Annotated in this window: 14 protein-coding genes and 2 pseudogenes; 8 read left to right on the forward strand and 8 right to left on the reverse strand. The window is 70.7% G+C overall.

Translation table 11 applies throughout. The annotated features are described in order from the left end of the window. Positions 1-12 precede the first annotated feature (12 nt). The 3 genes from WMF22_RS25260 (at position 13) to WMF22_RS25270 (ending at position 4,167) form a co-directional block, all read left to right on the forward strand. Positions 13-1,341, forward strand: a complete 1,329-nt coding sequence (locus WMF22_RS25260; RefSeq protein ID WP_438031445.1) for a cytochrome P450 — start codon at positions 13-15, stop codon at positions 1,339-1,341. 121 nt (positions 1,342-1,462) lie between these two features. Further along, a complete protein-coding gene (locus WMF22_RS25265) occupies positions 1,463-2,998 on the forward strand; it encodes a hypothetical protein (RefSeq protein WP_438031446.1) in 1,536 nt (511 codons plus the stop codon). Next, positions 2,986-4,167: a hypothetical protein gene (locus WMF22_RS25270; protein ID WP_438031447.1), complete on the forward strand. Its 1,182-nt coding sequence runs from the start codon at positions 2,986-2,988 to the stop codon at positions 4,165-4,167. The genes WMF22_RS25265 and WMF22_RS25270 overlap by 13 nt, the downstream gene beginning before the upstream one ends. Positions 4,168-4,308: 141 nt before the next feature. Here WMF22_RS25270 and WMF22_RS25275 read toward each other — a convergent pair whose 3' ends face one another. The 5 genes and pseudogenes from WMF22_RS25275 to WMF22_RS25295 all read right to left on the reverse strand — a co-directional run. Continuing rightward, positions 4,309-5,019: an HPP family protein gene (locus tag WMF22_RS25275; RefSeq protein ID WP_437292562.1), complete on the reverse strand. Its 711-nt coding sequence runs from the start codon at positions 5,017-5,019 to the stop codon at positions 4,309-4,311. 99 nt (positions 5,020-5,118) lie between these two features. After that, a complete protein-coding gene (locus WMF22_RS25280; RefSeq protein WP_437292563.1) occupies positions 5,119-5,835 on the reverse strand; it encodes an SDR family NAD(P)-dependent oxidoreductase in 717 nt (238 codons plus the stop codon). Between the two features lie 129 nt (positions 5,836-5,964). Further along, positions 5,965-6,387 (reverse strand): hypothetical protein, encoded by a 423-nt coding sequence (locus WMF22_RS25285; protein ID WP_437292564.1) that lies wholly within the window; start codon positions 6,385-6,387, stop codon positions 5,965-5,967. 109 nt (positions 6,388-6,496) lie between these two features. Further along, positions 6,497-7,327: pseudogene (epsC, locus tag WMF22_RS25290) on the reverse strand (serine O-acetyltransferase EpsC); the annotation flags it as partial. Between the two features lie 10 nt (positions 7,328-7,337). Further along, a pseudogene (locus WMF22_RS25295) lies at positions 7,338-7,610 on the reverse strand (pyridoxal-phosphate dependent enzyme); the annotation flags it as partial. Positions 7,611-7,809: 199 nt separating this feature from the next. Between WMF22_RS25295 and WMF22_RS25300 the strand changes: the two are divergent. The 5 genes from WMF22_RS25300 to WMF22_RS25320 all read left to right on the forward strand — a co-directional run bounded on the left by WMF22_RS25300 (position 7,810) and on the right by WMF22_RS25320 (position 13,473). Further along, positions 7,810-8,706: a family 2A encapsulin nanocompartment shell protein gene (locus WMF22_RS25300; protein ID WP_437292566.1), complete on the forward strand. Its 897-nt coding sequence runs from the start codon at positions 7,810-7,812 to the stop codon at positions 8,704-8,706. Then, positions 8,693-10,681: a family 2A encapsulin nanocompartment cargo protein cysteine desulfurase gene (locus WMF22_RS25305; protein ID WP_438031448.1), complete on the forward strand. Its 1,989-nt coding sequence runs from the start codon at positions 8,693-8,695 to the stop codon at positions 10,679-10,681. Before WMF22_RS25300 ends, WMF22_RS25305 begins: the two co-directional genes overlap by 14 nt. 188 nt (positions 10,682-10,869) lie before the next feature. After that, positions 10,870-11,184, forward strand: a complete 315-nt coding sequence (locus WMF22_RS25310; protein ID WP_272093559.1) for a rhodanese-like domain-containing protein — start codon at positions 10,870-10,872, stop codon at positions 11,182-11,184. A gap of 64 nt (positions 11,185-11,248) precedes the next feature. Beyond that, the gene (locus WMF22_RS25315; RefSeq protein WP_438031449.1) at positions 11,249-13,129 is read left to right on the forward strand and encodes a DUF885 domain-containing protein; all 1,881 of its coding nucleotides are present in this window, start codon (positions 11,249-11,251) and stop codon (positions 13,127-13,129) included. A gap of 110 nt (positions 13,130-13,239) precedes the next feature. Further along, positions 13,240-13,473 (forward strand): hypothetical protein, encoded by a 234-nt coding sequence (locus WMF22_RS25320; protein WP_438031450.1) that lies wholly within the window; start codon positions 13,240-13,242, stop codon positions 13,471-13,473. Positions 13,474-13,578: 105 nt separating this feature from the next. Here the strand turns inward: WMF22_RS25320 and WMF22_RS25325 are convergent, their stop codons facing one another. The 3 genes from WMF22_RS25325 to WMF22_RS25335 form a co-directional block, all read right to left on the reverse strand. After that, the gene (locus WMF22_RS25325; RefSeq protein WP_438031451.1) at positions 13,579-14,895 is read right to left on the reverse strand and encodes a patatin-like phospholipase family protein; all 1,317 of its coding nucleotides are present in this window, start codon (positions 14,893-14,895) and stop codon (positions 13,579-13,581) included. A gap of 268 nt (positions 14,896-15,163) precedes the next feature. Then, on the reverse strand, positions 15,164-15,679 hold the full coding sequence (locus tag WMF22_RS25330) for a hypothetical protein (protein ID WP_437292571.1): 516 nt from the start codon (positions 15,677-15,679) through the stop codon (positions 15,164-15,166). A 190-nt stretch (positions 15,680-15,869) separates the two neighbouring features. Next, a complete protein-coding gene (locus WMF22_RS25335; protein ID WP_438031452.1) occupies positions 15,870-17,510 on the reverse strand; it encodes a di-heme-cytochrome C peroxidase in 1,641 nt (546 codons plus the stop codon). Positions 17,511-17,831 lie beyond the last annotated feature (321 nt).

Genomic DNA, 17,831 nt, shown 5'->3' on the forward strand with positions numbered 1-17,831 from the left:
TGCTCGCGCGTCATGCTCTCCCTGGGTCGAACCGACCAAGACAGCTTCCCCACCGCGGCCGGAGAGCTGCCGGTGCTCGGTCACCTGCCCGTCCTTTACCGGGACGCCATCGGCCTGCTGCGCCGCAGCAGGAGCGCGCTGGGCCCGCTCTTCTGGGTCAACCTCGGGTTCGCGCAGCGCCGGCTCTTCTATGTCGGAGCCGACGCCCTCGATCTCCTGCGCGCGCCCGAGGTGGTCATGGACCATCCGGAGCACCTCGAGGGGATCGTGGGCCGCTCGATGGCCGCGCAGGACGGGCCCCTGCACCGGCACATGCGCTCGGCCATCAACCCCTCGTTCTCCCCGCAGGGGTTCGCCAGGAAGGCCGCCGCCTCCATCGCCTCCGCGATCGCCGCGAACATCGATGCCTGGCTCCAGCAAGAGAGCTTCGCGGTCCATCCCGCCATGCGGGATCTGACCCTCGACATCATCCTTCGCATCTGCGGCGTCCCGACAGGGGACGTGCGCGCCTGGAGCCGGGCCTATCGCGAGCTGTTCCTGGGTGTTTACCCCATCCCGGGCCGTCTGCCGGGCATGCCCGCGTACCGCTCGGATCGCGCGCGCGCCTGGATAGACGACCGCCTGCGGAAGCTCCTTGCGCTCGCTCGCGGGGGCGGCGCCGCGGGCTCTCTCGTCGAGATGCTCTCGAATGCTCGCGACGACGAGGGCGAGCCCCTGTCGGACCAAGGCATCGTCGACAACCTTCGCGCGATATTGCTCGCCGGACACGAGACAAGCGCCTCCATCCTGGCCTGGATCGTCATCGTCCTGTCGCGCCGGAGCGAGGTGTGGAGCGCGCTCTGCGACGAGCACGCGGCCGCGCCGGACGCGCCCGTGCCCATGTCCGCGAGAGAGGCGGACCGGCTCCCCGTCGCCAACGCCATCTTCCGGGAAGTCCTGCGGATGTACACGCCGGTCTGGTTCATTCCCCGGACGGTCACCGAGACGATCACGCTGAACGGCAGACGCATCCCTCGACATACGCCGCTGGCCCTCAGCCCCGCGCAGTTCGGTTATGATTCATCGCTGTTCCCGGACCCCGACCGCTTCGATCCGAGCCGCTGGAGAGATCGCGCGAACCCACCAGGTCCGCTGGAGCTGGCCGCGTTCGGCGGGGGGCCGCACTTCTGTCTTGGATACAACGTCGCTTGCATCGAGGCGCTCCAGCTTCAGTTCATCCTCGTCCGGGCGTTGCGCCGCGCCGGGGTCGTTCCACACTTGGAGGGCGCTTCACCGAAGCACGTGTACTTCCCGACCGGGCACCCGACGGCCGCGACACGGGTCGCCTTTCGCCGGTGCTGAACGGGAAGAGCCCGAGCCCCCCGACGCATCGAGCCATCGACCGCGATCGCCGGCGGGGCGACGCCGCTCACCATGAACACGGTCGCCGGCGGCAACCGGCCCTCACCGGGTGGATCAGCACATGAACACCTCACCACATTCGAGTCCTTCCGATCACGCTCTGGCCGTCCTTCGCGAGCTCGTGGCGGAGCTCGGGCGAGGCGGGGGTCTCGTCAGCCCGTCGGTGTACGACACCGCCACCGTGCTGATGTTCGATGTCTTTCCCGATGCCAGGGCGAGCATCATCCCATGGCTCCTGGATCAGCAGCGGTCGGATGGGGGCTGGGGGCTCTCGTCGGTCCCACGCGCGCGCGATCTCCCGACGCTGGCGTCGCTCGTGGCCCTCCATCCCTACCGCGAGCTCATGCCGCAGGTGCGCCGCGCCTGCGAGGGGGGCCTCGCGTTCCTGCGCGACCAGGCGGCGCACTGGGGGACGTCCTTGCCGGACGACATCCCTGTCGGGCTGGAGCTGCTCATGCCCAGGCTGCTCGACCGGGCCTCCTCGCTCGGCCTCGGCGTCGATTGGGGCCCGTACAGGGCGCTCATCGCGCTCGGCGAGCGGCGCCGGGCCTTGATCGGCAAGGCCCGGCCGGGGGCCGGCAGCGCGGCGTCGCACTCGTGGGAGGGCTGGGGGAGCGGCCCCTCGCCCGACCTCCTCGACGTGAGCGGCGGCGTCGGGCACAGCCCCGCGGCAACGGCCGCCTGGCTTCACGCGTCCCGGGACAAGGTCGGCCTCGCGGCCGCACGAGCGGCGGCGCGCGAGTACCTGCTTCGAGCGAGCGACGCGACCGAGGTCGGGATCCCCGGCGTCGTCCCCACGGTGTGGCCCATCGGCCGATTCGAGCAGGCCTGGGTCCTGTACGCGCTTCGGGCCTTCGATCTCCTCGACCATCCCCGGCTGGGCGACGTGGCGCGGCCGCAGCTGCTCGACCTCGGCGCCGCGCTTCGCCCCGAGGGCATCGGCATGAGCGACGCGTTCACGCAGGACGGCGACATCACCTCGACGGTCATCGCCACGCTGGGAGAGCTCGCGGCGCCCCGCGCCATCGAGGCGCTGCGGCGCTTCGAGCGAGGCGGCATGTTCATCACGTATGCGAACGAGCTGCAACCCTCGCTCACGACCAACGCCCACGCGATGCACGCCCTCGCGTCCCGCGGGGAGGAGGCGTCGGAGCCGGCGCGGTACCTCCTCGAGCGTCAGCAGCCGGACGGACGGTGGGTTGGCGACAAATGGCACAGCTCCTGGCTCTACACGACAAGCCAGGTCATCCTCGCCCTCTCGCACGAGGGGCAGCTGCCCGCCGTGAAGCGGGGTATGGAGGCGCTGCTGCGCGCCCAGCGCGGCGACGGCGGCTGGGGAGCCGGCGGCGCGCCCACCGCGGCAGAGACGGCGTACGCCGTGCTCGCGCTCCGCGCCGCCCGGAGGAACCGCGAGCTCGAATCGATGGCGCGGGGCGCCTGGCGACGGGGGCGCGACTGGCTGATATCGAACCATGACGTCGGCGCCGGCCAGGAAGATCTCCGCTGGATCGGCAAGGAGCTGTATTGCCCGGCGCGGGTGGACCGCGCGTGGATCCTCGGCGCGCTCCTCGTGTCGCAACCGTCATGGGAAAGCTAGACGATCTGATGGAAAGGACGTGGCAAAGCCACGTCTTCGGCGACTCCTACCCGACCGCCGTGGGCCGCCGCGCGCTCTCCGAGAGGATGCGCGCCGTCCACGCGTGTTTTCTCGAGAGGTTCCGCCCGATCGTCCAGGGCGCCTTACCCGATCTCGATCCGGAGCACGTCGAGCGCGTCGTGCGCCAGATCGGCCCCAAGGCGACCGCGTTCTGCGCCGCGATCGCGATCGAGATCGAGGAGGTCGAGCGCCTCGCCGAGGTCTCCATCGTCTTTGGGCTCCTGTTCCTGTTCGACGGCCTGATGGACGACGGGGACCTGGCGATGGTGGTCGCGACGCACCGGTTCATCGAGGTTCACGCGCCGCGCCTGCACGTTCCCGCGTCGAACGACGCGAAGCGGCTGGCGTCCACCGTCCTCCGGAGCGAGCTCGACGCGGCCAGGGCGCCGCGCCCCGATCCTGCCCTCGTCGCGGCGCGCGCTCGACCTCTGGCGGAGGTGGCGCGCCTGCTGCGTCGCCTGAGCTCTCCCGAGGACGCGGGCGCGCTCATCGAGTCGCCCGTCGCCGGCTTCTTGAGCCATGGCTCCGCCATGCGGCAGCTCAGCCAGCGTTATCTCGAGCGCGAAGAGGGTGCGTTCTGGGACGACCACGCCGACGATTTCGTCGCGCATGCGATCGGGAGCATCCAAACGGCCGGCACGGTCGCCGTCGTCTACAGCCTCTACCGGAGCGCGCGCCCCGAGCTCCCCACGACAGGACAGGTGCTGGCCTCCCCGGCGGTCAGGCGCGTGTGCGAGCGATTCGCCGACGCGGCTTCGCGCATCTTCGACGACGTGGGAGATCAGGACGCCGATCGGCGCTCGGGCCCCCGGGGCCGGTTCGATCTCAACCTCTTCAACCATCCGAACCGGAGGCTCGTCGAGGCCACCCTGCGGTTCGTCGGCGTCGATGACGAGGACGTCATCGCGGCGACGCTGCGCGACCTCGCCGCCGACGACAGCGCCGGGGATAACCGCGTCGTCGAGCGGTTCGTCGACGTCGTGCGCGGCGGCGTGGCGAGCCTGCCGGCGGAGTGCTGGCGCGACGCGGGCGTGTTCCTGATGCTCCTTAAAAGGATCATCGAGTCGGGCTACGTGAACACGCTGGGCGACGCAGCGCTCGCGGAGTGACGCCGCGGCGCCGGGCGCGCCGCCCGGCGGAGCGCTGGATGGAACCGCCCAATTACCAAGGAGGTCAAGGACCCAGAGTCTTCGAGGTGTTCTTGGCGCCCTTGGCGCCTCAACCGCTCGGCGACGGGAGGCCCTTGGCTCTTAAGGAGGAGGAGGCGGCGGCGGATCCTGCTCCGGGCGCGCCTGCCGCGGGGCCCACAGCGGGTAGTCGACGCCGGCGAGGCGATTGATGAGGATGGCCTGGAGCGTGAGCAGCACGACCCCGCCGAGGAGCACGAGGAGCATCGGAGGCCGGGACAGGATGCCCAGCGAGACGATGAGCGTCGTCGCGCCCGCGGGAGGGTGCGGCGCGCGGGCGAGCACCATGAGGCCGGCCGTGAGCCCCAGCGAGAGCGCCGCGGCGATGGCGCGCGGCAGGGTCACCCCGGTCGCGGTCGCCGGACCTGCGTGCGTGAGCCCGGTGATGAGCAGGCTCATGTACGCGACCGCGATGCCGATGCTGTGCCCAACGATGGTGGTGCGCGGCGCGGCCGACGCCGCCGTGGGAGTGTAAAAGAACAGGAAGGCAGTTGGCCCGAGCGACGGAAAGACGAAGGGCGACTTCGTCACCACGGCGAGGGCCGCCATCAGACCGATGCTCACGAACCCGTTCACGCAGCTGAAGACCGCGAGCACGGGTATCTTGGAGTAGCGCTGGAGGAGCCACGGGAGCCTGAGGCGCGTGAAGATGCCGCGCACCACGTCCGTCATCTCGCCGCCGAGCGGGTGCCGCGGCGAGATCGGGCCGTAACCGCGCCCGTTTCCCCACAGCTCCGTCGCCGCGGGAGTCGATTGCCTGTCTCTCTCTGTCATCCTTCGTTCCTTGCGAGCGCGCCGCGCCTGCACGCGGCGCGCGCCCGCCTCCGCGGCTGCACGCTCGCCGGCGGGCGCCACGGCCAGCTCACCACGATATCAGAACTTCTCCACCGACGGGCGCACGTCGATCTCGTGGGTCCAGGCGCTCGGCGCCTGGGCGTGGAGCTGGAAATAGGTCTCCGCCAGCGCCTCCGGCGATAGCAGGGTGTCGGCCTTCCTCCCGGGCACCATGGCGCGCACCCGCGGGGTGTCGATCAGCCCGTCGATGACGACGTGCGCCACGTGGATGCCGCGCGGGCCGAGCTCGCGCGCGAGCGACTGCGCGACGGCGCGCAGGCCGAACTTGCCGACCGCGAGGGCCGCGAAGCGGGCTCCGCCGCGGAGCGAGGCGGTGGCGCCCGTGAAGAGGATCGTCCCCCGGCCGCGCTCGAGCATGCCGGGCAGCGCCGCCTGCGCGCTGACGAAGCCGCCGAGGCAGCTGATCTTCCAGTCGTCCTCGAGCTCTCGCGGCGTGAGCTCCAGCGCGCCGGCCACGCGGAAGGCGCTGGCGTTGTAGATCAGCACCTCCACCGGCCCGAGCGACGCCTCCACGCGCGCGAAGGCCGCCGCGACGGAGGCCGCGTCGGTGGCGTCCCCCGGGACGCTCAAGGCGCGCCCTCCGGCTCCCTCGATCTCCCGCTGCACGGCCTCGCACGCGGCGGCCGTCCGGGCCATGAGGCCGACGGAGAACCCCTCGCGCGCGAAGCGCCTCGACACAGCGGCCCCGAGTCCGGGGCCGACGCCGACGACGACCGCTGCCTTGTTCGAGCTCATGAACGCGCACCCTCCCGCCGGCCCTCGCGCCGGCGAACCGCGGCAGTGTAGCCGCCCTGACCCGCGCGAACGACACATGCCGGCCGAGCTCGTCCCCGGCTCGGCCCGGAGGTCAGCCCCCCGGAGGCGCTACGGGCTCCCCGGCGCATCCCTCCACTGCCGCACGAAGAACGGCCACGCGTCGTGGAGGTACAGGCCGAAGGGGATCCACCAGACGAGATCGTTCGTCAAGCAGAGGACGGCGGACCGAGGCGGCCACTGCCCGGTGACGAGCAGCGCCGCGAGGCCGATCGGCCCGAGCACCTTGCCGAGCAGCCCGACGCCCGCAAGGAGGAACCCGCGCTCGGGCGCGCGCGCGACCTCCGCGTAGAGGATGGCGTACACCCCGACGACCATCCCCAGACAGGCGAAGATCTGCGGGTGATTGAGGGGTTCCATGCCCGCGAAGCGAAAGAGCCACTGCGGGTCGGCGGCGGCGTAGAGCCCCCAGCAGGCGTTGTAGAGGGCAGCCAGCGCGAAGACGGCGCGGTGCAGGCGGCGGCGGGGGATCATCGCGGGGCGGCCTCGGCGGAAGGCCGGCGCTCATACACCGCGCCGGCGCCGGGCACGAGCGGGATCTCGCCCGCGCCGAGCGCGCCGTGACGGCGCGCTCGGCCCCCCGTCAGATGCCGCCGCCGTCCTCGAAGACGTCGCTCCGCACCTGGGCCTGGCTGATACGGCTGTTCGGCGGGACGCTGCGCGTGAGCCACACGTTGCCGCCGATGCTCGATCCGCGGCCGATGGTGATGCGCCCGAGGATCGTCGCGCCGGCGTACACCACCACCTGGTCCTCGACGATGGGGTGGCGGTCGATCCCCTTGATGGGGTTGCCGCTCGCGTCGCGCGGGAAGCTCTTCGCGCCGAGCGTGACGCCCTGGTAGAGGCGCACGCGCTCGCCGATACGGCACGTCTCGCCGATGACGACGCCCGTCCCGTGATCGATGAAGAAGCTCGCCCCGATCTCGGCGCCGGGGTGGATGTCGATGCCGGTGTCGGCGTGCGCGATCTCGGAGAGGATGCGCGGGATGAGCGGTACGCCGAGCGTGTAGAGCAGGTGCGCGATCCGGTGGTGCATGATCGCGGTGATGCCCGGATAGCAGAACACCGCCTCGTCGATGCTGGTCACCGCCGGGTCGCCCTCGAACGCCGCGCGCACGTCGGTCTCGAGCAGCTCCTGCACCGCGGGGAGGCCCGCGGCGAAGTCGCGCACGATCTCGGCGGCGCGGCCCTCGCGGCGGGCGGCCTCGCGGGCGTCGAGCTCCCTCGGGAAGCCAAGGCCCCTCCGGACCTGCTCGTGCAGCGCGAGCAGCGCCGCGTCGAGCGTGTGCCCGACGAAGTAGTCCGTCCCCTCCTCGGTGAGATCCGCGGGCCCGAAGTGCGCCGGGAAGAACACGGCGCGCAGATCGCGCGCGATGCCGACGAGCACCTCGCGCGACGGCAGCGCCTGCCGCCCGAGCTGATAGCCGCGCCGCCGCGACGAAGGCCAGCGCGATGCCCGTGTTGCCGCTAGTCGGCTCGACGATCTCCTTCCCCGGACCGAGCAGCCCCCGCTCCTCGGCGTCCCACACGAGCGCCGCGCCGAGACGGCACTTGACGGAGTACGCCGGGTTGCGGCCCTCGATCTTCGCGAGCACGAGCGCGCCCGCGCCGTCGACGACGCGACGGAGGCGCACGAGCGGCGTGCGGCCGATGGATTCTGCGCTGTCTTCGAACCGGCCGCGTGTGACGTTCGACATGGGCCCTCTGGGGTGCGACGGCATGCCTCCGCGTCCTCGAGGTCGGAGGACGTCGAGCGGGCAGCGAACGCCGCGCTTGATTACCAGCGGATATTCATCTAACATAACGGACAAAGCCCGCCAAGCACCTTGTGCCCGCCAACGCCGTCGCCGCTCAGTCGTCGTGGCGCGTCGGTGGCGCGCCGGCGGCTCGGGGCCGGTGCGCCATCACCTTGGCGAGCGCGCCGCAAGGCAACACGCCAACACGAGCAAGACTCCGCCCCAGTGGGCCGGCTCCACCCCGCGTTGGCTCGTGCAGCTGCTCCCCTGGACGCCCGTCGAAGCAGGCGTGTACCGCCTCAACCGGGTCGTCGATAACGATTTCGCGGTCGATTGCAGCCCGGATGACGCGGCCGAGCTGCCCACCGCGCGCATCCACTATGAAGAGCAGCCGCGCGAGTTCGTGCTCAACACGGTGACCACGACGATCCAGGTGCACACCCGGATCTCCGACCTGTTCCGCAGCCCGATGGATCAGGTGAAGGAGCAGCTCACCGTCCTCGTCGAGAAGCTCAAGGAGAAGCAAGAGGACGAGCTGATCAACAACGGCAACTACGGCCTGCTGAACAGCGTGCATGAGAGCATGCGGGTCAAGCCGCGCGGCGCTGGCCCCACGCCGGACGATCTCGATGAGCTGATCACGAAGGTGTGGAAGGAGCCCGCCTTTTTCCTGGCGCACCCGCGCGCCATCGCGGCGTTCGGTCGCGAATGCACGAAGCGCGGCGTTCCGCCGCCCACGGTGACCCTGTTCGGCTCGCCGTTCCTCACGTGGCGCGGCCTCCCGCTCATCCCCACCGACAAGCTGCACCTCGCGGGCAACAAGACCGATATCCTGCTGGTCCGCACCGGCGAGAAGAAGCGCGGTGTCGTGGGCCTGTTCCAGCCGGGGATCCAGGGCGAGGTGAGCCCGAGCCTGTCGATCCGCTTCATGGGCATCAACCAGCTCGGGGCTGCCTCGTACCTCGCGTCCCTCTATTGCTCGGCGGCGGTTCTGACCGAAGATGCGCTCGGCGTGCTCGAGGGCGTCCAGGTGGACAGCTACTATGAGTACAAGTGAGATCCAGACAGCGGATCTCCAGGCTGCGCTGCTGCAGGTGACTCACGCCGTGGGGAGCTCTGGGATCGCGCCCTTGAACGTGCCGCTCTCGGCGCCGGGCGGCGCTCCCGCGCCGGCGCCCGCCGGCCCTGGCTTCGACCCCGCCTCGCTGGCCGCGGTGATCGCGCAGCTCGCGAACGAGATGCTCGGCGCGCCGTTGAATCAGGGGGCGGCGGCGCAGGCGGCCCCGCTGCCTGGCGCCGCGCCGTCGCAGTCACCCGTCCCGCACCTGGCGGTGGCTGGCGCGGCGCCGTCCCCTGTACCGGGGCCGTCCGCGGCGGCGGCCCCCGTCTACCCCGGGTCAGCCCCCGCCTACTCCGGCTCTGTCCCCGCCTACTCCGGCTCTGTCCCCGCCTATTCCGGCTCTGTCCCGCCCTATTCCGGCGCCGCACTGCCGGCTCCCGGCGCGGTCCTCGCTTCTTCCGGCGCGACGCCCGCCTTCCCCGGCGAGGTGGCGCTGCCGGACGCGACGGTGCGCGCCGGCTTCGTCCGCGTCCCGCTCGTGGGCTCCGATCCGCTGAGCCTGGGAGCGGCCGACGAGGTGCTCCGCGTCCCGGTGCTGGGCGATCTCGCGGGCCGCGACGCCGACCCGTACTTCGTGCCCGGCGCGTCCGCGCTGGGCATCGAGTCGCCTGTCGGCCCTCCCCAGGTCGAAGCGCACGAGATCCGCGCCGTGGATCCGGCGCTGGTCCGCGGCGTGAGCGGCTCGGCCGGCATCCTGGACCCCCACGCGATCCGCCGCGACTTCCCCATCCTCGAGGAGCGGGTCCACAACAAGCGGCTCGTCTGGCTCGACAACGCGGCGACGACCCAGAAGCCCCGGGCCGTCATCGATCGTCTCTCGTACTTCTACGAGCACGAGAACTCCAACATCCACCGCGCGGCGCACGCGCTCGCGGCCCGCGCGACGGACGCGTACGAGGCGGCGCGCGAGGCGACGCGCCGCTTCATCAACGCCCCGTCCACGCGCGAGATCGTGTTCGTGCGCGGCACCACCGAGGGGCTCAACCTGATCGCCCAGAGCTGGGACCGGAGGAACGTGGGCCCGGGCGACGAGATCGTCATCACGTGGCTCGAGCACCACGCCAACATCGTGCCGTGGCAGCAGCTCTGCTCCGAGAAGGGCGCAAGGCTCCGTGTCGCTCCGGTGGACGACCGGGGCCAGGTGATCCTCGAGGAGTACGAGAAGCTGCTCGGCCCGCGGACGCGCCTCGTCTCGATCACGCAGGTCTCGAACGCGCTCGGCACGATCACGCCCGCCCGCGAGATGGTGGCGATGGCGCACCGGCACGGCGCGCGCGTGGTCGTGGACGGCGCGCAAGCGGTGTCCCACATGCGCGCGGACGTGCAGCTCCTCGACTGCGACTTCTACGTGTTCTCGGGCCACAAGGTGTTCGGCCCCACGGGCATCGGCGCCGTCTTCGGCAAGAGCGAGGTGCTCGACGCGATGCCGCCCTGGCAGGGCGGCGGCAACATGATCGCGGACGTCACCTTCGAGCGGACGATCTACCACCCGCCGCCCGCGCGCTTCGAGGCCGGCACCGGCAACATCGCGGACGCGGTCGGCCTCGGGGCCGCGCTCGACTACGTGACGCGGATCGGGATCGAGAACATCGGCCGCTACGAGCACGAGCTGCTCCACTACGCCACCCACGCCCTCGCGACCGTGCCCGGGCTGCGGCTCATCGGCACCGCGGCCGACAAGGCGGGCGTGCTCTCCTTCGTCCTCGATGGGCAGCGCACCGAGGACGTGGGCGGGGCGCTCGACCGGGAGGGCATCGCGGTGCGCTCGGGCCACCACTGCGCGCAGCCCATCCTGCGCCGCTTCGGCCTGGAGAGCACCGTGCGCGCGTCGCTCGCCCCCTACAACACCTGCGAGGACATCGACGCGCTGGTTGACGCGCTGCATAGGATCCAGATCGGGAGGTCCCGCTGACTGGCCGCCCGGCGGCTGTCCGCTGAGACGGACGCCGCCGGGCTCCCTGCCAGCCGCCCACGCCGCCCAACCCCCTGGCTGGATCCTCGAAACAGGCGGTACACACGGGATTTCGAAGGTTTTCGTCTCGACGGCGAACTTGTGTCCCCCGGGTTGCCACTGTCGGACGCGTCCGTTATAATGGACGAATGATCCAGACGATATCGCCCAGGGACGCGGACGAGCTCATCAAGAGCGGGGAGGTGGACGTTGTGGATGTGCGTGAGCCACGCGAGTGGTCGGTCGGCCACGTGCCGCACGCGCGGCTGGTGCCCCTCGATCAGCTGAGAGCGGATCCGCAGCGGGCCCTGCCGCGCGATAGGGTGGTGTTCGTGTGCGCGAAGGGCGCCCGCAGCCTGACGGCGGCGAAGCTCGCCGAGCGGCTCGGGTTCAACCAGCTCTACAACCTGGATGGCGGCACGAGCGGCTGGGTGAAGGCGGGGCTTCCGCTCGAGCACAGCTGAGCTGGGCTCACGCCGGCCGCATTTGCTCCGCGTCGCGGCTGGCGCGCGGCGGCGCCGTCGCAAGATGTGCGGCATGGCCCTGCGCGCACTTCGCACCTCCCTCCTCGTCCCCCTGTTCGCCGCTGCGTGCGCCCGAGGCGCCCCGCCTCCTGCCGCCGCGCCGGCTCCCCTGCCCTCGCCGCCGCCCTCGGCGGCCACGAGCACCGCGCCCGCCGCGCGATCGGCGCCTGCCGCGGCCCGGCGACCCCCGGCCTGGGTCGAGCGCAGCAACGAGCACGCAAAGGTCCTCCTCGACGTGCTCGTCCGGTTCTCGCCGGAGCGCGCCGGAGCGCTGGGGATCGAGCGCGCGGACCGGGAGATCGCGGACCTCTCGCCCGGGGTCGAGGCGCAGAAACGCGCGGCCTTCCGCGCGGCCATCGTGGAGCTCCAGAAACGGCGAGAGACCGAGAAGGACCCGGCGGTCGCCGAAGATCTGCAGATCTTGCTGGACGCCGCGGGCCGGGCCGTTCAGAGCTCGGAGCTCGAGGAGAAGTACAGCGTCACCTACGTGCACGTCACGGGGCTCGTGTTCGACGGCATCTCGAGCCTGCTGGACGACCGCGTATCCCCGGCGCGGCGAGCTGCGGCCCGCACGCGCCTCCGGCGCTATGCCGGCATGGAGGCGGGCTACGTGCCCATCGCCGAGCAGGCCATGGCCAGGCTCCTCCAGGACCTCGAGAAGCCCGGATTGCTCGCCCCGCCCAGGATGGAGATCGAGCGGCACCTCGCCACGAACGCCCGCGTGCGGGAGGGCATCGGTGAGCTGTTCAGGAAATACGGCATCAGCGGCCATGACGAGCCGCTCGCGGCGCTGAACCGCCAGCTCGAGGCGTACGACGCGGCGCTGCGCAGCGACGTGCTCCCCCGGGCGCGGACCGACTTCGCGTTGCCGCGGCCGCTCTATGCGTTCGCGCTCGAGTCGTACGGCGTCGATCTGCCGCCCGCCGAGCTCGCGCCCCTGGCCCACGCCGCCTTCGAGGATCTGACGGCGCGGATGCAGGAGCTCTCGAGATCGGTCGCCAGGGCGCGCGAGCTGCCAGGCGCGGATTACCGCGACGTGATCCGCGCCCTGAAGAAAGAGCAGCTGGTGGGCGAGGCCATCTTGCCGCATTACAAGGCGCGGCTGGCCCAGATAGAGGACATCATCAGGAAAGAGCGCCTCGTCACGCTGCCCGAGCGGCCTGCGCGCATCCGGCTCGGCACCGCCGCCGAGAGCGCCGAGACGCCAGCGCCTCACATGCGGCCGCCGCGGCTGATCGGCAACCAGGGGGAAGTGGGGGAGTTCGTGTTGCCGCTCAGCCTCCCGGGCCCTCTCGGCGCCGCGGACGAGCTGCAGAAGGTCGATGACTTCACCCATGCAGCGGCGTCGTGGACGCTCACCGCCCACGAGGCGCGCCCCGGACACGAGCTTCAGTTCGCCTCGCTCGTCGAGCGCGGCGTCTCGATCGCCCGGGCGGTCTTCGCGATGAACAGCGCCAACGCCGAGGGGTGGGGGCTGTACTCCGAGGCGCTCGTGTTCCCGTTCATGCCGCCCGAGGGTCAGCTCGTCTCGCTGCAATTCCGCCTGCTGCGGGCCGCGCGCGCCTTCCTGGACCCGGAGCTCCAGGCCGGCAAGATCACGCCCGCGGCCGCGCGCGCCTTCCTGGAGCAGGAGGTGGTGCTGTCGGCGCCGTTCGCTCGGTCCGAGGTGGAGCGCTACACGTTCCGCGCGCCGGGACAGGCGACATCGTATTTCTACGGGTTCACCCGGCTGATGGAGCTCCGGGAAGAGGTCGAGTCCATGATGGGCCCCCGCTTCGACGCGCAGCGATTTCACGATTTCGTGCTCGCCCAGGGGATCCTGCCGCCGGAGCTGCTGCGCAAGGCCGTGCTCGAGCGGTTCGTCGAGGATCAGCCGGCGCGCTGAGCGGGGAGGAGCGAGCGAGAGCGGTCGCGATCCAGCGCGGGGTCCCCCTTGCGGCACGCCTCGCCGGCTCCACCTGTCGTGTCGGGCACGGGAGCGCCGGAGGGTGACGCATGGGAACGAACGAGAAGAAGGCAGCGGAGCGACAGCCGGAATCGCCGGAAGGCGCCGCGGCCGGCCCCGAGGCGACGAGGGCGAAGACGCGCGAGGAGCGGAGCCGGCAGACGCCGCTCGATCGCGGGGGGTCGCTCTCGCAGCGCGAGGCGTGGGAGCCGGTGGACGAGGCGTCGGACGAGTCGTTCCCGGCGAGCGACCCGCCGGCCTGGACGCCGATCCACCCGGGCTGAGCGCCGCGGCATGGCGGCTGCCGGCGGCCTCACGCACCGCGCGATGCAGCAGGCGCTCCGGACGATATCCAGCGGATTCAACCATGGCGTGCAGGCGGCGAACGCTCACGGGCATGACCGCGGACGGTTCATCTTCTCGTCGTGCCTCTTCTGCAGCGCATTCCAGAGCTTCGCCTCGTCCGAACCGCCTACGCTGAACGTGTAGGCGTCTTCGATGAACTCATCGGCGTCTTGAATGCCCGCCCGCAACGCGTCGCTGATGAAGATCTCGTTGAACAGCACATAGCTGAGCACATCGGGACGGCTGTGCGGGCTCACGGAGGTGAGCCAGTAAAGCAGGGCGAGGTCGTGATGCTCTAGCTTGCGCGTGCCACGCAGGATGTCCTCCAGAGCTCTCGCCGCCACGGAGCCGACGTCTTCTTGCCCTGATGGGCCGCCGAAGATGATCGGGATGGGGGTCTCCCCGGATGTCTCGTTCGCTTCCAGCTGCTTGCGGACCTCCTCGATCATGCGATCGGAGGTGATCACGCGCATCATCTGCAATACGTGATCCTGCAGCGTTGGCCACTCGTGGATGTTCACCGCTGCGGAGGCGCCATATCGCCGGGAGTCCGTCGAGACGACGATGATGCCCTTGGCGCCGAAATCGATCGCGGGCCGCAGCGGCGCGTTGAGGCGCACGCCGCCGTCGACGTAGAAGCGGCCGCGAGCCGACGAGCCGATCCGGGTCGGAGAGAACAGGACCGGGATCGCGGCCGACGCCAGCACGTGGTCCGAGGACAGCTGGGTAGGGACGTAGTCGATGGCCCGATCGTCGTCGTTCTGCGGTATTTTCGCACGGCTGTTGGTGCCCATCTGGTAGAATATTTTGGTTCGCCCCGACCCGGACTCCGTCGTGGCAACCGCGAGCACATCGACCATGGGCCTGTTGCCGTCCACCCTCCCGCCGCGCCCGCAGTACTTGGGGTTGACTTGCAGGTTGTCGCTGATGACATCCCAGTCGATCAGGGTCCGGTTCGCGAGGTTTCTCCGCAGCGGTCTCGTGTCGAGCAAGCTCGTGGGGCCGTCCGTGCCGAACAGCAAGCCGGCGGCGTAATCCAGGCCGGCGCGAACCAAGGAGAGCCAGACAGGACCGAGGACCATCTCTTTGTGGATGCGTTGCCAGCGCTCGACGAGCTCGGCGCCGGCCTCCTCCGGGGTCCTGGCGGCCAGCGACGCGATCAGGGCGGCGTTGATGGCGCCGGCGCTGGTGCCGATCAGGATCGTCGGTCGGGTCTTCCCGAGCTCGGGCAGCAGCCTGGAGACGAAGCCGGCCTCGTATGCGCCGCGGGCCCCCGCGCCGGTCAACACGATGGCGACCGGAGGCTCAGGCGTTTTTCTGCTCACCAACGGCTCTGCAACCCGATTGTCTTGATCTGACATGACGTTCCATCCCCTTCCTGACAGCGCGCGCGAGCGCTCCCCACGGAACGAAAGCCAACGCCCGCGCCGCGGAGACGGCGTAGGCCCCACTGTAAAAAGCTACCACGGTGAGGGTGGCTGTGGTAGCGAAGCCATGATTCCTTGAAGTCCGCGCTCTCGTCCGTGCCCGGCAGATCGCCTCGGCGAAAGCCACGCGCGTGGGCGTGCCTGAAGGAGGTCAATCCGTCGATCGTGCCTTCTCACCCGGCCATCGCCGGCTACGCGCCCGTCACGGCTCGGGAACGCCCTCTTCGAGCCACGTCCGCGCGCTCTCGGCGGTGAGCTTGAAGTCCGGGGGCACCCTCGACCGCCTGACGGTCTCTCCTGCCGCGTCTCGCCCCGTGAGGATGGCATGGGGATCGTCCTCGTCGGGTACGATGTCGAGGTCCACCCGCATCCGGGCGCCGCCCCCGACGACCGTCGTCACGCTCCGGTGCAGCTGCGCCCGGCGTTGCTGGACGTGCCGCGAGAGGACCTCGTTCGCCGTCTTCACCAAGGTAGCGAAGGCGCTGGCGTCGAGGGGCTTCGGGTTCTTCTTGTCACGCCCCATCGTCCACGGCCCCACCAGCGAGGGCTCGCTCTGGCCGTCGCATGTCATCTCGACTGCCCACCCGTCGTCGTCCTCGTTCTTGATCACCCGCGCCGTCCACCCGTTCCCCTTCCACAGCTTGGGGTCCTGATCTTCAGGGCGGATCGGGCGCGTCTGCCCAACCTCGTCGTCCGTTGCGTCGTGCGTCGTGTCCATGGGCGCATCGGTGTACCCGCTGCGCCCCCGGCGCGTCCACCCCGCCGCGCGCGCCTCGGGCATTTCCTGTCAGCACCTGCCAGCCCTGGACCTCCTCCACGGCGACCATCGAGCCCGCTCTGGCAGACCAGCAGGCCGGCGCTCCCCCCGCGCCGCCATCGCTCGGCGCACCTCGCCAGGCGCGCGCCCGTCACAGCGTCTTCAGGTACTCGACCAGATCCCAGCGCTCCTGCTCGGTCAGCGCGGGCCCGATGACGCCGTTTCCGCGCTGCCCGTCGCGGTATTCGTGCCCGGCGTTCGAGTTTCCGGGGATGTCCGTCGCGAGCTCGAACCCTCCCTGAAAGGGCTTCACCTGGAGGCCGACGTGCTTCGGGTCGAACTCCGCACTGCCGAGGTAGAACCTCTTCGAACGCCGGTCCGCCGGCAGGAGCAGCTCGTACAGGTTAGGGACGGAGCCATTGTGAAGATACGGCGCTGTGGCCCAGATCCCGTTGAGCTCCCGCGCCTTGTACGCGCGCGGCGCGCGCCACCGGTTCGGGCGATACCCATTCCACACAAGCCGTTGCTCCGCCGACAGGCCGTACTCCTCGTACTTCAGCTCGCGGATCGCCGACGTGCCGAACTCCAGCGCCTGCGCCATCCCCATCTCCCCGAGCCCGAGCGTCCCCAGATCCGCCGTGCGCTCGTTGAAATTCACGGCGTGTGTCGGATCGGTGCCGATCAACTCGAGCGGGGACATCATCGCTCGCCGGAAGCGCTTGCCGTGTTCATCCGGTGGAGTCCACCCAGGGTCATGACAGCTCGCACAGTGCATCCTGTAGAGACGCCCGCCGCGTGCCGCCCGCTCCCGGTCGATGCTGCCGAGCAGGTGCTCTGGCCAGCGCGGCGCGCGGAGCTTCTCGACCTGCTGCTCGATCAGGTGCAGGTTGTCCACCCGGATGCTCGACTGGAGCTGCACCCTCGCCCCCTGTGGCGTGGGGTCGAGCCGCGTGTGCGTGCCCACCCCCAGGGCCTCCCCGATGTTGCGCCCCATCGGCTGCATGATGGATCCGCTCCATTGGCCCCAGTCGTAGCTCGGCGCATCCCAGAGGTGAGGATAGTCGACCGGCGCGTTGGCCGCGCGGAGGTTCTCCGGACTGAGAGGACCGAACAGCAGGTTGCCGGCGCGCCCGAGCGCGTCCAGCCTGCCAAACCCGTCAACGGCGGCGTGGGGCCCCGCCGCGCCCCGGGTGAACGCTTGTAGGCGGACCACCTCCAGCCTCTCTTCCATCTGCGCTCGCAAGGCGCGCGTGGAGTCCTCGCCGTAACGGTCCTTGAGGACCGTCCTCGCGAAGCGATCCAGCTTCTCCGGCGTCTCCAGCGTGCGGTCGAGCGCGCCGAAGATCGCGTCGGTGAAGGCGACCACGTCGATCGTCGCCGGGCCGCCGTCGATCCGGATCCTCGCTCCACGGTAGGAGATCTGGCGGGTGTGGCAAGTCGCGCACGTGAACCCGACGTACACCTCGCGCGTCGGGGGGTCGACGTCCCTGGCGAACCCCACCGGGAGGCGCTCCGGGTTGTTCTTCGCGTCCGGATCGTCGATGAAGCGATAGCGCGCCACATAGTCGCTCGCGGCGAACCGTTCGGCGCCGTCTTCCCGCTCGAGCGCAAGGAACCACCCGAGCGGGATCAGCCTGGCACCCTGGGAGGCGCGGTAGAAGATCCGGCGCTCCTCATCGCCCCATCCCTGGTCGAGGTACACGACATCGCCCGCGCCCCGGCCGCCCTTCGCGTGCGCGCAGCCGGCCGCCGCGACCGCCGCGAGCGCGATCGCCCCCGTCTGAATCCACATGACCGTCCCCCCTTCGACAAGTCCGGTGGCGACGCCCGCGTTCGCCAACACCGCAGGTCCGAAGCCTTCGATAGCTCGTTTCCGCTGACCGGCTCTCTCGAGCACGGTATGGATCCATCAGCGCGTCGCCGCGATCCACCCAGAACAGCGCGCAGCGGCGCGGCAATTTCGCAGGGAGCCTACGACCACACACAGCCGAGTCAAGCCGCGGACAGCGAAGGGCGACTCCGTTGCTCGGTGTCTTGGACATGCGTTGGAAGAGCAACTTCCCAGAGACTCTGGGCTCGTCGACCTGGCGTCAGATCCCGAACGGCCACCGCC

The sequence above is a fragment of the Sorangium sp. So ce204 genome (genome assembly GCF_051526795.1).
In the GTDB taxonomy this organism is placed as follows: Bacteria; Myxococcota_A; Polyangia; order Polyangiales; family Polyangiaceae; genus Sorangium; species Sorangium cellulosum_B.

What these genes read in the sequence shown, in the direction of transcription:
- WMF22_RS25280 (WP_437292563.1), bottom strand. Translation starts at nt 5,835, where the DNA reads ATGAGCTCGAACAAGGCAGCGGTCGTCGTCGGCGTCGGCCCCGGACTC.
- WMF22_RS25270 (WP_438031447.1), top strand. Translation starts at nt 2,986, where the DNA reads ATGGGAAAGCTAGACGATCTGATGGAAAGGACGTGGCAAAGCCACGTC.
- WMF22_RS25335 (WP_438031452.1), bottom strand. Translation starts at nt 17,510, where the DNA reads ATGTGGATTCAGACGGGGGCGATCGCGCTCGCGGCGGTCGCGGCGGCC.
- WMF22_RS25260 (WP_438031445.1), top strand. Translation starts at nt 13, where the DNA reads ATGCTCTCCCTGGGTCGAACCGACCAAGACAGCTTCCCCACCGCGGCC.
- WMF22_RS25265 (WP_438031446.1), top strand. Translation starts at nt 1,463, where the DNA reads ATGAACACCTCACCACATTCGAGTCCTTCCGATCACGCTCTGGCCGTC.
- WMF22_RS25325 (WP_438031451.1), bottom strand. Translation starts at nt 14,895, where the DNA reads ATGTCAGATCAAGACAATCGGGTTGCAGAGCCGTTGGTGAGCAGAAAA.
- WMF22_RS25305 (WP_438031448.1), top strand. Translation starts at nt 8,693, where the DNA reads ATGAGTACAAGTGAGATCCAGACAGCGGATCTCCAGGCTGCGCTGCTG.
- WMF22_RS25275 (WP_437292562.1), bottom strand. Translation starts at nt 5,019, where the DNA reads ATGACAGAGAGAGACAGGCAATCGACTCCCGCGGCGACGGAGCTGTGG.
- WMF22_RS25315 (WP_438031449.1), top strand. Translation starts at nt 11,249, where the DNA reads ATGTGCGGCATGGCCCTGCGCGCACTTCGCACCTCCCTCCTCGTCCCC.
- WMF22_RS25285 (WP_437292564.1), bottom strand. Translation starts at nt 6,387, where the DNA reads ATGATCCCCCGCCGCCGCCTGCACCGCGCCGTCTTCGCGCTGGCTGCC.
- WMF22_RS25310 (WP_272093559.1), top strand. Translation starts at nt 10,870, where the DNA reads ATGATCCAGACGATATCGCCCAGGGACGCGGACGAGCTCATCAAGAGC.
- WMF22_RS25330 (WP_437292571.1), bottom strand. Translation starts at nt 15,679, where the DNA reads ATGGACACGACGCACGACGCAACGGACGACGAGGTTGGGCAGACGCGC.
- WMF22_RS25320 (WP_438031450.1), top strand. Translation starts at nt 13,240, where the DNA reads ATGGGAACGAACGAGAAGAAGGCAGCGGAGCGACAGCCGGAATCGCCG.